Below are 14,017 nucleotides of genomic sequence, written 5' to 3' on the forward strand. Positions count from 1 at the left end.
CGCTTTCTTTCTAGATCGCTTGTGCAATGATCTGCATACGTCTTCCCAGCATGTCCTGACTGTAGATTAAAGGGCGATCCCCCTCATATTTGTTCACATGAGGTGCCGGTTGATCAAAAAGCTGCAGAACGCGGAAGCCGCTTGAAGTCAGATAGTGTACAAGCTCCTGCGGGAATAAGAGTCGATGTCTTAAGTGCTCAACAATGGGTTTAAATCCCGTAACCGTCCAGCAATAGTCGCGATCCAGCATTTGATTGGCCAGATCAATACGAAAGCGTGTTTGAAGCGTGATAACAGCGTCATGAACCTTTCTCTGCTCAACCAGCTCCTCGGTTAACCACCGCTGTCCCTCCGGGGTCAGGAAGAAGGCGGCATTTCGCATGTCAAGATAGAGAAGTCCCCCTGTATGCAGATGTTTACGAAAACAATGCAAGCTCGCAAGCACATCTTCATTACTGAAGTTGTACAAAAACGTACTTCCCACACAATAAAGGGCGTCAAACTGCTGCTGTAACGAAAAGTTGGACTGATCCCCGTATACAAATGACATTTGAGGATAATGCTCTTTAGCCCATGAAAGCATTTCTTCTGAATTATCCAGGCCAACAGCCTCGTATCCGGCACGATTCAGATAGGCAACCTCTCGCCCGGGCCCAGCTCCGATATCCAGTACCTTCTTCCCGGCCTTATATTCGATTAATAGCTTATGTATGAATTGCGCCATACTTTGGTCATGATCTCCGTTAAATGCCAAATAGAGGGAAGGATTCGTATGCAGGAAGTTATCCGTATTTAATTTAATATTCATTGACGTCTTTCTTCTCCTGTCTGCTTGTGTAGCCATAGAGTTGTGAAGCACCGGCGCTAAACTGCGTGAAGGGAAAGGGCTCGGCAATCAGCGCAGTCACGCCTTTGTTCATAAATTGAGCCACAACAGCACTTCCCGTTTGTGCATAGATGATCAGGGGAATCCGTCTTTCTCTGACGCGCTCCAGAATACGGTCAAACGTCCCATTGCCCAAAGTCATGGCCGTGCAAATCACACTGTCGGCATGATCCAGCACTTTGTCCATATCCTTTTCCACGGCTTCTCCCGACTGTGTTTCTTTAAGCTGCAAATCGCAAGGCAAACAAACTCCCCCGCGTTGTTGGATGGCCTCCACCAAAGGATTGACCACACCAATAAGAGCCACTTTGTGAAAGGCTTGGATGTCAGCCATATTTGCGATAAGAGCATCGCGCAGCTTCGCTTTTTGAATAGGTGTTCCCGCAGGAATATCAAAAACTTGAGTACTCTGGTTGAGGTGCGGATACACGACACCAAGATATGCATCCATCGCCGCGATTTGCACGGGAAGTCTCTCATCTCGTATGACAGTATCGAGGGATAACCCTGAGAATTGGGCTGCAGCTTCCATATTCAATTGTTCAGCTGTATGCGAGCACGCTCCAAAATAACCTTCCACTCTTAGCAGCAAATAATAATTGTGGTATTTGATCCTCGACGAAGGAAACTGAGTGGTCTGGTATATGCTGGATGAGCCTGTAACCGGCAAGGTATCCGGCTTTGGTCCCAGCTTGCCTGCTAAAATAGCTTCTCGCAAATCGTTCACTGTGTACGGAGCATTCATGTTCATTCGTTTCATTCCCCTTTACTGTCAAAGCTCAAAATTATTCGTTTGAGCGCTTCTTCTCCATACAATCTGGCGTTAAAGCCCTCCGTATCCTGCGTGATCACGTGCCCCAAATAGCAGGCATTATCGATCGGAGCTTCTATAAATTTGCCAATACAATTTTCGATCCTATAGCGAACCATATGCACATCGGACTCCAATGATTCAATCCCTTGAATATGAGTTATCGTGCCACTTTGGGAAGGAACGAGAAACAGGGCCGCTGCACTGGCAACACCACTATCTTTTATTGTGAGAACAGGCTTTAAGCCTAAAGAGAGTTCAACAAAGGCCTGGAGCAAATCGATACCTGTGACCCGTTGGATGAGTTCTACGATGTAATTACCTGCTGTTCTTGGATTGATTTCAACGATCCGCGGGCCCTCTGCCGTAAGCTTCACCTCCGTATGGGCAACTCCATGATCAAAGCCTACAGCTTGCAATGCTTCCTGAACAAACTGCTTTATCTCCGAATGTGTTTCATCATTCAGCTGGGCGGGGAACATATGGCCATTTTCGATAAAATAAGGAGTACCAGTAATCGATTTATCCGTAATGCCCAACACCGTAGTCTCGCCATTATAGGAGACGCTCTCTACACTAACCTCCTCACCTCTCATATACGCCTCAAGGAGATAAGTGCACTCTCTTTCCTGATCTCTAAAATTGAGCGGGAATGCTTCGAGTGCATTGTAAGCGTCTTGTAATTCCTTTCCATTTTGAATAAGGCTCACAAATGCACTGGATGCAAGATCTACTGGCTTCAGAACTAATGGATAGCCAATTGCAGCTGCAGCCTGATCCACCTCTGCCCAACTATGTGCGAGTCGATAGTTTGGATTTGCAAGTCCAGCTCGGTCGAGCGCCTGACGCATAAGATGTTTTTGTCGTACGGTCTTCACTTTGTCTGGGAAAGGAGATGGCAGCTTAAAGGCTTTGGCTACTTCTCTCACAACCTCGATGTAATAATCGCAGACCGTAATGACACCGTCAAAACGATAAGGCCGCAGGAATTCAATTAAGCCAGGAATATCATTCGTTTCGGTAATGAGAACGGATTCCGCATACTTGAGTACTGGATGTTTCTCTGTACTGAGAGCACTTTGGTAATGCTCAGGCTTGCGAGTTACAAAGGTATATGTGTGCCCCAGCGACTTCAAAAGTGGTGGCAGCAGGTTGCCGCTCGCTCCTACCCAACTCTCAATCATCAAAATATGTGCCAAAAAAACCTCTCCTTTTATTCGTAAAATTTACTATTATAATCAATGTACTATACATTATTATCCAGTGTCAATCATGGGTAACAAAATAATTGCCATTGTTGATTTCAAAATAATTCTTTACTGATCGTTCCCGTAATGATATGATGTTTTTCGGAGGGGGATATGAATGGCGCGAAGTAAAGAATACGACGAGATTGAGGTACTTCACAAGGCAATGCAGCTCTTTTGGGAACAGGGCTACGAAAAAACCTCGATGTCTGATCTTGTCGAACATATGGGAATTCATAGAAGAAGTATATACGACACCTTCAGCGACAAGCATACCTTGTTTCTCAAAGCTTTGAATCGTTACGGTGAAATCATGGGTAAGGACCTTGAAAGAAGAATAAAACAAGCTGAATCGGCTGCCCAGGCTCTACATTATATTTTTGAGTTTACTATTGATAAAAATGAGAACACCCCTCTCGGCTGCCTGTTTGTTACAGCAGCGGTTGAACTGGCGACACATGATGCCGATGCAGATTCGATCGCAACTAAGGGCTTTGCCAATGAAGAGCAGCTGCTCACAGATATTATTCAGTGGGGACAGCATAACGGCGAATTTGCGTCTGATTGTGATGCCAAAGAGCTGGCGGAATCCTTGCAAAATACGCTTTTAGGGCTGAGAGTTAAGTCACGTACATCGATAAGCAAAGAAAAGCTGTATCGTATAGCCAATGTTTCTATGAAAATTTTAGAAAAGTAAACAAATAATTTTTTTTAGACAAAAGAGAATGATCATTCCCAAAAGAGCTGCATGTTCTTGAGCACAATATCCCCCAATCACATAATTAGTAATCAAAAGGAGAGAATAATAAAATGACAAAAGCACAGGATTTAACCGGAAAAGTGGCATTGGTAACTGGCGGAACAAGGGGAATTGGGTTGGAGACTGTTCGTGGTCTGGCTCAATTAGGAGCAACGGTAGTGATTGGTGCTCGTGATGCCAATAAAGCTATTGAAGTCGCTGGACAATTGAAACAAGATGGCCTGAAGGTTGAAAGTATTAAAATCGATGTGAATGTTCATGAAGATCATGTGGCTGCTTATAAATATCTCGATGAGAACTATGGTAAGCTGGATATTCTGATTAACAATGCCGGAATTATGCTGGATCAAGAAAATGTGTCCATCGACGTTGTTAACAGAACAAGCACTCTGCCTATAAAGATATTGCGGGATACATTTGATGCCAATTTCTTTGCTCAAGTTGAGCTGACACAAATTCTTTTACCTCTGATTCGCAAATCTGCTGCTGGACGTATTGTCAACTTATCGAGCATACTGGGGTCACTCACCCTTCATTCAGATCCTAACTCATTTATTTATTCCGTTAAAACGTTTGCTTATAATGCCTCCAAATCAGCTTTAAACGCCTTCACGGTTCACTTGGCCGAAGAACTCAAAGACACACCTATCAAAGTTAATTCGATTCATCCCGGTTGGGTTCGCACACGACTCGGTGGCGACAAGGCCCAATATGATGAGGTGGAAGGCAGCCGTTCGAGCATATTGGCCGCAACACTACCTGAGAATGGTCCAACAGGCGGCTTCTTCCATCTCGAAGATGCGTTGCCTTGGTAATCCAAACTATTTAAAAGACATTAAAAATCAGCTGTCCCTGAGGCCATCAGCCAGACCAAGGGACAGCATTTTGTTTTCTTTGTTATCAAAGCTCCAGGCCACTAAGGAACGCTTTATACGCTGAACTGCTTTTAGCGGAAATGTATTTTTCACTGTCCCCCGGGTCACAGTAGAACTATCAAATTTCTGGAAAATGGGAGTTGTGCTCCATTCAGCCAATATTGAATACTCAGGACTACTTGGATATGGACTTGGAAAAAAATATTCAAACTGTTCAGAACGCATTGGGGAGCAGTCCAGACCTTATTGTAAGAACAATGGTTTTGATCAACGAATGGCCCATCGCTTTGATATATATGAATGGATTAACCGATGTCGATATGATTCAATCGGAAATTCTGGGTTCGTTGATCGATCTCAAAAAAATGAAGTCTGAATTCGATCCCAGCCATCACGACAGCCCGCTCACTTACCTCAAAGAAAACATTCTCGCGGTTGGTGATATCGGTTCGATTCAAAGATTCAGCTCGATTTTCATGGATTTGTTGTCGGGAGATGCCATTCTTTTCATGCATGGTTATACAGATGCATTACGAATCGGTGTCACTGAGCAGACGCATAGAGCTTGCCAGACAGCTGAGCGGTCAGATATAACAAAAAGTGAATATCGGTCGCAATCCATTTGCGGTAAACATCTGCCCTTATCCTAAGCACCGCAGCTTTATTCACAGCCGTAATCCGGCATACATACGGCCTTCCCAAGGCGATCTCAATATCGCTGATCAACTGACCCGGATATAAATAAGCAATAATCAGCAAATGCCCATCACCCAACACATGCTCAACCTTGAATTCACCTTTGCTAGGTATTCACATGCATCGTGCTAACGGAGGTGAGGCAGACAAAACAGGATGAAGCCGAGGTGCTAAACAGCATAGTCCGATCTGATATTGGCACAATATTGAAAAGACATTGATATGAGGAGGTTTGATAGTGGACGAGTCTATGATCCGCGGCCTGATGCGCAAGCACAGCTGGCTGAACGACATGCTTGGCAGCATGCCGTCAGATTTGTTTGCCCAGTGGGAAATTCGCCGCTATCAACCTAACGACGTGGTGTGCGATCAGGGAGGGCTGGCTGACTATTTTTGTATCGTGCTTGAATTCCATTAAACAACGAAGGCTGCCTCTATTAAAGGACATTTGTCCAAATTTACAATCTTATAACAAGAACCATTAGACAATAAACCTTCAGCGTTGGATCGCGAAAAAAAACGGCCCCCCTCTTCGTTAAGGGAAAACCGATTTTGAGTGTAGCTTCTATGTTACTAATTCAAACTGTTTGGCATACAGCTGTGCATACACGCCATCGCCCGCAAGCAGTGAATCATGCGTGCCTTGCTCCGCAATTCCATCCTCCGTCAATACAACAATTCGCTGCGCATTGCGAATCGTGGATAGGCGATGAGCAATGACAAGCGTTGTACGCCCTCTTGCTAATGATTCCAGCGATTCCTTGACAATACTCTCGCTCTCGTTATCCAACGCACTCGTTGCTTCATCTAAAATGAGAACAGCAGGATTTTTCAAAAATACACGTGCGATACTTAGCCGCTGCTTTTGACCGCCAGACAGCTTGACGCCTCGTTGTCCGATCTCGGAGTGATAGCCGTCAGGCAAGCTCATAATAAATTCGTGGGCGTGGGCGAGCTGGGCAGCTTTCATAACGTCATCATCGTTTGCACATGGGTTTCCATAACGGATATTTTCCATAACCGTTCCCGCAAACAGGTAAACCTCTTGCTGTACAATGCCGATATGACCTCTTAAAGATCGTAGATCGATATCCCGGACATTGATCCCGTCCACTAGCACCTCACCACTGGTTGCTTCATAGAAACGAGGAATGAGCGAACACAGGGTCGTTTTTCCCGCTCCAGACGGTCCTACTAGAGCAACGTACTCTCCCGGCTGCACGCGAAGTGACAGATTTGCCAATACATGATTTAAATGATCCTCATATCGGAAAGATACTTGCTTGAACTCAATTTCCCCACACACCTCTCGCAGCGTCAAGGCGTTCGGTTTGTCGACAATCGTCGGCTTCTGATTCATCATTTCCATAAACCGTTGGAAGCCTGTGATTCCTTCTTGCAGCTGTGTGCTCATATGCGTCAGCCTTTGAATAGGTTCAACCATAAAACTGATATAAAGGAGAAACGTGATCAAATCTGCTAATTCCAGCGTGCTGCCAACAATACTGGCACTTCCAAAGATGATTACCGTAATCGTAATCAGCTGAATAATAGTTTCGACACCGTTGAAAAAATACGCTTCTGCCTTATACGTTTTCTTACGGCTACCCAGGAAACGATAATTTTCACGATTAAACTTTTCGATCTCCATGTGCTCGTTGGTGAACGATTTGACTACGCGGATTCCAGACAGACTATCCTCAACCTGCGCGTATACTTCCCCGATTCGCTCTTTGTTTGTTATTAAGGCTCTGTTCAATCTCTTATTGAAAAACAAGGATAAGGCACCGAGCAGTGGAAAGAAACAGAATATCGCAATCGTTAATGAGGCATTGATTGAGAACAAAATCACAAATGCTCCGATAAAGCGGACAAGATATTTGACGTAGTCTTCCGGGCCATGGTGGTACAGTTCGGAGAGCAGCAGGAGATCATTGGTTATACGGGACATGAGCTTCCCTGTCTTTTCTTTATCGTAAAAATCAAAAGAAAAGGATTGCATGTGTGCGAACAGCTCACTCCGCATATCACTTTCCATACGAGCACCGACTTCATGACCTTTATAATCGACAAAATAGTTTCCGATATTCTGGATCGCGACCAAAACTATCATCAGCCCGCCAATCCCGTACACTTTACCCAACGCAGACGACAGGTCGCCTGCCAAAATATTTTTCGTAATGTACTGAACCAGCAGCGGAAATACCAAGGTCACAGCAGATACGATAAAGGTACAAGCCAATACAGCCATAAATAATTTTGTATAGGGTTTGTAATAAGAGAAAAATTTTCTAATTGGAAATCGCATGGATTACCCCTTCTTCGTGTTTGATTAACTAACACATAGGGGGTACAACTTTACAATTTATAAGATTGTTCCACCCTTATATGCGGTGACGGTGTGGTTCAAAATATTTTTTTTCATGTATATGTCCTCCTTGTTCGTTGATATCTTCAGTATAAGCTTTCCTACAGGAGCGGACAGTGTAGATTTTAGTTTTAATCGTTCTTTACCAATCGCCCAATACCGCCAGATCCAACTGCCTGATACGTGCAGGATCGGAAATCAAATCGACCTCGGTTATCTTCCCATTCCTCATTGTAAATTCGAGTACATAGAGCAGTCTTCCACGAGGAGCCGCGATCACTCCAACGGATCCGTTCACGAGTGCTGACTGCGCAGCCTGTGCACGTCCTGAAACTTGCTGTGCCAGAGCTACGGCGCCTCGAGTTATTTGGGAACCCCCCTGACGATGTGACAGAATACCCCGATATTTGTTGATTCTCCTTCATTTCTTGCTGACTTGTCACATTCCAGCGAATCCATTCGTCATCGTAGTGAAGGACCGGACAATCGGCTCCTATCCGATTCATCAAGGAGTGTTTCCCATGCAATCAAGAATGCATAGTCCTGCTATGATCGTACCTGAGGCGATCCAAGCCTTGCAAGCCCTGGGCAAAGCCCTTTTCGCGTCAGCTGAGAAGACCGGCGTTCCGAGTCGTACGCTTTTTCTTGCCTATCTTCGGGCAAGCCAAATCAACGGAGACAGCGTCTGTGTAGAACTTCACCTGTGCATTCTGCTTCCATAAGCGATTGGCATTCTCCAGAGCCAAATGAGCGCAATCAAACCGGATAACATAACGAAAAAGCCGCGATTCAAGCTAGGCGACTTTTCATGTACCCCTGATTGTATTAACTGTGCAAATCTCCCTCCAAACGAGGACGCTGACGATGGTGACCGATCGGGAGCTGAATCAGACTCGTTCTTCCATGCTCAGCTAACTTGTACAGCTCATCACAAATAGCAGTATTAAATCCAAGCAACGGCCGCCCTCCCATACCCATGGAGGACGCCGCTAACAGTAAATTTTGTACAAGCATCCCTGCTTCCATCTGTTGAATGCGGTATCCCCGATACCCCAGCACCGATTTGTTGTAGTCCTGTACGCTTACCACATGCAGGCAGAGGGGTACTTGAAACAAGTTGACGTTATGCATCGACATTCCAAGCTGCAGCCTTTGCCGATGATCTCCCGGACGTACCCGACACAGCATATGGGCTGTGCTATCATAGCGATAGGCGCCATCAGGAATGCCTTCAACGTTATACAAACAACAGTACAAGAACATGCGGGCTGCAGGATTTTCATCGGGAGCATTCAGGTCATGATAATAAGATAAAGAAGCCGTCGCCTGCTGCAGCAAAGCCGCCACGTCGGAATGGGTCACCCTGCTCAATACGAAATCCGATTCTGGTGAATACCGATTTCGGCAAATCGAGGTCAAATCATAGGATAGCCGTCTCACGTGGGGCATATATACGGACTGTAGTCTGCTTTCTGCATGCTTCGTCTCTCCAACATATCTTAACGAGCTCATGGAATCCAGCATGGACGCCTCGTTCATCTGGGTCAGCATCGGATACGCTTTGACTTTAACCGACCGCACGTAATGTTCATGACGAACTGCTGGCAGCTCCCTGCACAGTTGAACCGCAGAGCTCTCCCCCACTTCATCACTCCTGTCGTGCAACCGAGATGTCATGGGCTTCGTCGAAAGTGGGATCACCGCGTACACGTTTTCATCCTGATCCGATATCCCAAGCAGATGATTAATCGACCGATCCAGAAATTGATAATACACCCTGGATTTATAACCATACTGTCGGGTTACTTCAAGTAATTGACCAATCAATACACCCGTATCCAATCCTTGTAACCGATAAGCAAAGTTATTGTATTTATAAAAGTTTTTCCAAAACATCACGGAAACCAAAACCGTTGCAAAACAACCCGATATCTCACATCGACTGCCAAGAGCCTGATTCAAGTAGGAATCAAAGTTCCCCTCACGAAGCAATACCAGCCGATGGTGCGCCACATCGTAATGGTACATGCCGACAGGAGCTTCCTTAGTTTTCAAATATATATACAGCTCATTCGGATACAACCCTCCGCCGGAAGGGACAAAACGTCTGTACATCTGCAGCGAGCCAAGCGCTGGTTCCATGGAAGGAGCAGCGGGGTATTGGCTCAATCGGGTAAGGCCGTATACATGCCATAAAAAATGACCGATAGTGGTCAGATCGGGACTGGCAGGCGACCGGTTACTGTACAGCTGCAACGGTACTTCCAAGGATAAAGGAAAGACTGGCAATCTGCGATATAGCTTATATGGCAGCGGTGCGTCATCCCAGTCGACTTGCCAGTCCTGCGGTCTGGACTCATTAGTATCCTCATGGAGACTACGCAGGAATGTTTCCAGACTCATCTTCCTTCCCCCTCAATCGTTTTATGGGAACGGATGCGGATGTGGATTGAGTTGGTTCGAGAGCAGCGGCTGTTTGACATATCCGAGCAGCGCCGGTACCTTTAACACTCTGTCCAACCCTGTCACACGGGTGAGATGTTGGCCGAACGTCATCGGAAGCATCCCTGGAATCAGCACCTTCACACAGTATAGTTCATTACGCTGTAGCTCAGGTGTTGTCTGATCCACCACGATCACGTCAAGATTCAGGCGGTGGAACGCCTGAAGAGCGTCCTTCAGGTGATCGGTCAAATCCGAATGCATTGGCGCCTGATCGAATTCCTCCTGAAATGTCCGCAGCGGTCGGTTATCTTCAAGCAAAAATTGCAGACGACCTTCTGCTTCCGGTAAGCTGTAAAGCATCGAATGGTCTTCCATACCGGTCACCAAGGATGGGTCATAGAGCATTTGTGTATACTGCTCCCGGTTTTCTTCGAACTTTCCATCCAAGGTCAACGTCATCCCCGATAACTCATGAACCGCACTTTTCGCAGCACGTATGGGGTCCGGATGAGCTCCTGCAGCGCAAATCAGATTGACTCCCTTGGACTTGATGTTTTTGGCTATTGCCCACACACTTGAAATTCCATTTTCCATCGTTGCGTTATACAAATACACATCGAATCCGGCTACCGTCTGCATCCGCTGTATCATGAGCTCCAGTTCCATATCACCTGCAGAATAAGGATCAAGCCTGGGGAGCGGCAGCTGTGCGTACCAGGTCAACAAGAAAGAATCTCGTTCCACCACTTCCATGATGCCGTAAAATATAGCCTCTTCCAAGCTTCCTCCCAATGCGCAGCCGTTGGACGTTTCATAGATAAATCCTTGACCGCAGCTCGAACTGTAATAAGCAAGCTGCTGCGGAATTAATATTGGGTTTTGCCGCTTAAACGAATAGCCCCATACCCAATCGATCGGCTCGTCAGGATGAAATGGCTTGAAAGGAAAATGAGGCCGCTCATACTGCTCCTTCGCATACAAGCCTACCGTAGCAGGATGAAGGGCATGCTCCGCCAGATTACGGTAACTGTCGTTGACCATCGGCCTTTTACCGCGCGGCGCCATACCGCAATATCGCTCCAAGCCTTCCATAATAGCTGTCAGTTCGCTCTCCGCATACGAGTGCGTGCGGCCTGCTGTAGCCTCATCATGGTCGAACATAGGTAGATTAACGCTCACATCAGCAAAAGGCGACATGAGATCAACCATTTTTCCATTCAAAAAGCCGGTCTTATAATCCAGATAATCTTTTACCAGAAAACCTGCAAGCTCCTCTAACGACCGGCTTCGGTAGCTTGATTTGCTAATCTTGGGACTTGATTGAAGAGAGATGCGGGCCCTTGCTGGTGTATCTTCAGGCATATAGCTGCAAAATGGACAGAGTGGGTCCGGCAGAAAAAAGTGGCTTGTGCTCCTTAATGTTTTCATATCCATGAAAAACACTCGTTCTCCCAAGCGGGAAGGGTTGCCCTGGAGCACATCCATCGACTCTTTCACAACCAGTTGTGCCAGCTGCGAAAGCCCAGTACTTGATGACCAGGCGTCACGAAAACTCCCGCCGCCCTTCAGACGCTGCTCCAGCATCCACACCTCCTTGCGGTCACGTCCCGCCATGAGACGACGAGTATCAGCACATTGTGTACACCCGGATAAATCAGGTCGGACTAGCGGTCCGATCACACCTTCCCCGAATGCAACAAAGCCTCGCAGCCATGGAATACCTGCTTTTCGGAAAAGCTTTTCCGCTTCCTGATGAACGGAGGGATGCCATGCATCGTGCAGCACCAAAGCGAAATCGACCTCTTTCGACACATCTCCCCTAAAGTCGTTCAGACGCACAATCCGGCATAAGGTGGACAGCTCTTGAGTAACAAGATCCGCCAGCCCTCCCTCTCCAATAATAGCCAGCTCTCTGGTCACCGGGACTCCCCCTCTCGCAGCAGCACGCCAAACACTCCTTTAAGCTCTTCTTTCAAAAACGGTTCCACGGCCAGATCCACAACGAAAAGCTGCTTACCGTTCTTTTTCAATATTTGTAAAGCATCCTGTACAGCTTGATTGTGTAAGGTTCCTTCACTTGAAGGAATTACAAGATCAATCGCAGCTTCATTTTCAAACCTCACGGAAGAAGCTCCCAGCTCCAGAACCTGATTCGCAGGGTAGGTGGAGTTATTTTGCACCTGCTGAAGTGCAGCCTGTAGTCCCTTCCGCAGCGCCATGGTTATGTTTAAATCAGTACTGCCGTACCAGTATTCGCCTGTGCCAACCCATACGGACGGGAATCCCGACACCGGCTCTCCCAAACCGATCACCGGATCTCGTCTCATCGTGCTCAAAGCTTGTAAATAATATCTGCACCGTTGATCCTCAACCCTAATCAGCTGTACCCGAGTGACAGCCTGCTTCTGAACCTGCTGTATGGTGTGCTGCTCAGCCAAATTAGCTTGTAATCCGCGTAAAATCCCTTCCGCAGCCGTCACCCCTGCACCGATTCCGACAACTTCCTGCGTATTTAGAATGATGTCGCCCAATCGTGATACATAAGCCTCAATCCCAAGCAGACCCGATTCCCGCCGCGCTTCCTCGTGTGTCAATCCTGTACCGATCCGCTCCGGCAGCAGTCCGGCAGGCCCCTGCGATAACGGATCAACCGCCTGAACACGACACTGCGAGAGCGGGAGCTGCCTCAAATCCCCCTCCTCCCAAATATGAAGAATCCCCGATTGTGCCGAAGTCAGGCGATTCAAATAAGTGAGCAACACATTTTTGTCTGGGCTTTCTACACTTCCTTCAAGCTGAAGCTCCAGCTGAGACTTTGCTGCTTGAACGGTTCGGACCTCCTCAAATCCATGAATCAAAGGATGGGGTATGAATGGATGCCAGCCGCCTTCCAACGTTTCCAGGTCCAGCAAGAAAAACGAGTTTCTCTGCTCTGAAACCCCGGTAACGGTTTTAAACAGCTCGAAAACAATTACATTGGCAAGCATCGCTCCAGCTGTGGATGAGTAGGCATGCAGCTCCGAATCCTTATATACGGCTGGCCGGTGGACCCGACGCCACGCTGACTCCCAGCACCCCTCTGCATCCGGATGCACAACCGGACCTGCCATTCCTGTCTGATGCAGGCACATTGCTGGCAGCAGCAGCTTTTTTTCCATTTTACAAGCTGTATGGAGGTGCCGGAACTCCTCTACATCTCCCTCTTGAGACACATACAAAACCGATTGGAAAGGCTGAATAACGTCCCTCCAACCGTCCATTCCTTCCTTTCGCCTCATGATTTCCTTAAGAACCACATCAGGATCCGTACGCTGGGCATGCTCTGCCAATTCTGCAAGCCGCTCCCGATTCGTCGGTGTTGAATCGGTTATTAATAAATGGATCTTGGGCAGCCCTGACTCCATTAACGCAGAAACCAATGCCACGAAAATTGGACCTGACCCGACCGCCAATACCTCAGATTGCCGATAACCTTGAAAACGATAGGCTCCGGAATCGTCGAAGCTTTCTAAAAAGGCGATTTGAGCAGCATATTTCTGAATAATCCCGTCCGTTAATTGATGCGTTAGGTCTTTACTTACATCTCGAACAAAGCCTTGTTGGTATAACACATTCGCGATTTCATAAACCCGTTCACGGTGCGTGTACGACAATCCGTCTGTCAAATCCGCCAATGTATGTTCTCCACTGAACATAGGAGCCAGCTTTTCAATCCATCGGTCGATCATTCCGCCCTCCATGCGGAATGAGCCTACGTTATTACGGAAGTACACACCGTCGTTCGGAACCGGGAGAAAAAACGTGTCAGCCTTAAGCTTCAAGCGTGCAGCAGGGGTTAGACTTGTCATTTGTCTCCTCCTAATTGTTACGAATTACCCTATTGTGAAACCCTCTCTTCCCTATTGTATGTACGTTAATTCGTCCCACAT

13 protein-coding genes are annotated in these 14,017 nt (G+C 46.9%); 5 read left to right on the plus strand and 8 right to left on the minus strand.

The window, feature by feature from the left end:
• Positions 1-10 precede the first annotated feature (10 nt).
• From LRL21_RS33260 to LRL21_RS33270, 3 genes are read right to left on the minus strand one after another with little or no spacing between them, the layout of a single operon-like run.
• Positions 11-808, minus strand: coding sequence for a class I SAM-dependent methyltransferase (locus tag LRL21_RS33260; protein ID WP_240420107.1), 798 nt, complete (start codon positions 806-808; stop codon positions 11-13).
• The gene (locus LRL21_RS33265) at positions 798-1,637 is read right to left on the minus strand and encodes a Rossmann-like domain-containing protein (RefSeq protein WP_240420108.1); all 840 of its coding nucleotides are present in this window, start codon (positions 1,635-1,637) and stop codon (positions 798-800) included. Before LRL21_RS33265 ends, LRL21_RS33260 begins: the two co-directional genes overlap by 11 nt.
• 5 nt (positions 1,638-1,642) lie before the next feature.
• Complete coding sequence (locus LRL21_RS33270) at positions 1,643-2,896, minus strand: ATP-grasp domain-containing protein (RefSeq protein WP_240420109.1); 1,254 nt, start codon at positions 2,894-2,896, stop codon at positions 1,643-1,645.
• A gap of 166 nt (positions 2,897-3,062) precedes the next feature.
• Here LRL21_RS33270 and LRL21_RS33275 point away from each other — a divergent pair, with 166 nt between their 5' ends.
• The 4 genes from LRL21_RS33275 (at position 3,063) to LRL21_RS33290 (ending at position 5,693) form a co-directional block, all read left to right on the plus strand.
• On the plus strand, positions 3,063-3,641 hold the full coding sequence (locus LRL21_RS33275; RefSeq protein WP_240420110.1) for a TetR/AcrR family transcriptional regulator: 579 nt from the start codon (positions 3,063-3,065) through the stop codon (positions 3,639-3,641).
• Between the two features lie 113 nt (positions 3,642-3,754).
• Entirely contained in the window at positions 3,755-4,519 is a 765-nt protein-coding gene (locus tag LRL21_RS33280) for an SDR family oxidoreductase (protein WP_240420111.1), read from the plus strand.
• Between the two features lie 245 nt (positions 4,520-4,764).
• The gene (locus LRL21_RS33285; protein WP_240420112.1) at positions 4,765-5,229 is read left to right on the plus strand and encodes a spore germination protein; all 465 of its coding nucleotides are present in this window, start codon (positions 4,765-4,767) and stop codon (positions 5,227-5,229) included.
• A gap of 284 nt (positions 5,230-5,513) precedes the next feature.
• Positions 5,514-5,693, plus strand: a complete 180-nt coding sequence (locus tag LRL21_RS33290; protein ID WP_240420113.1) for a cyclic nucleotide-binding domain-containing protein — start codon at positions 5,514-5,516, stop codon at positions 5,691-5,693.
• A 147-nt stretch (positions 5,694-5,840) separates the two neighbouring features.
• Here the strand turns inward: LRL21_RS33290 and LRL21_RS33295 are convergent, their stop codons facing one another.
• Together LRL21_RS33295 and LRL21_RS33300 are read right to left on the minus strand one after the other, a co-directional pair.
• Positions 5,841-7,583, minus strand: coding sequence for an ABC transporter ATP-binding protein (locus LRL21_RS33295; protein ID WP_240420114.1), 1,743 nt, complete (start codon positions 7,581-7,583; stop codon positions 5,841-5,843).
• A gap of 202 nt (positions 7,584-7,785) precedes the next feature.
• Complete coding sequence (locus tag LRL21_RS33300) at positions 7,786-7,941, minus strand: hypothetical protein (RefSeq protein ID WP_240420115.1); 156 nt, start codon at positions 7,939-7,941, stop codon at positions 7,786-7,788.
• 130 nt (positions 7,942-8,071) lie between these two features.
• Here LRL21_RS33300 and LRL21_RS33305 point away from each other — a divergent pair, with 130 nt between their 5' ends.
• Positions 8,072-8,365, plus strand: a complete 294-nt coding sequence (locus LRL21_RS33305; RefSeq protein WP_240420116.1) for a carboxymuconolactone decarboxylase family protein — start codon at positions 8,072-8,074, stop codon at positions 8,363-8,365.
• A gap of 103 nt (positions 8,366-8,468) precedes the next feature.
• Here LRL21_RS33305 and LRL21_RS33310 read toward each other — a convergent pair whose 3' ends face one another.
• Genes LRL21_RS33310 through LRL21_RS33320 form a run of 3 tightly spaced genes read right to left on the minus strand, consistent with a single transcriptional unit; the run spans position 8,469 to position 13,936 of the window.
• Entirely contained in the window at positions 8,469-10,046 is a 1,578-nt protein-coding gene (locus LRL21_RS33310; RefSeq protein ID WP_240420117.1) for a SagB family peptide dehydrogenase, read from the minus strand.
• 21 nt (positions 10,047-10,067) lie between these two features.
• Positions 10,068-12,008, minus strand: coding sequence for a TOMM precursor leader peptide-binding protein (locus LRL21_RS33315; RefSeq protein ID WP_240420118.1), 1,941 nt, complete (start codon positions 12,006-12,008; stop codon positions 10,068-10,070).
• Complete coding sequence (locus LRL21_RS33320; RefSeq protein ID WP_240420119.1) at positions 12,005-13,936, minus strand: putative thiazole-containing bacteriocin maturation protein; 1,932 nt, start codon at positions 13,934-13,936, stop codon at positions 12,005-12,007. Before LRL21_RS33320 ends, LRL21_RS33315 begins: the two co-directional genes overlap by 4 nt.
• Between the last annotated feature and the right edge of the window lie 81 nt (positions 13,937-14,017).

The organism is Paenibacillus periandrae, assembly GCF_022458865.1.
Taxonomy (GTDB): domain Bacteria; phylum Bacillota; class Bacilli; order Paenibacillales; family NBRC-103111; genus Paenibacillus_S; species Paenibacillus_S periandrae.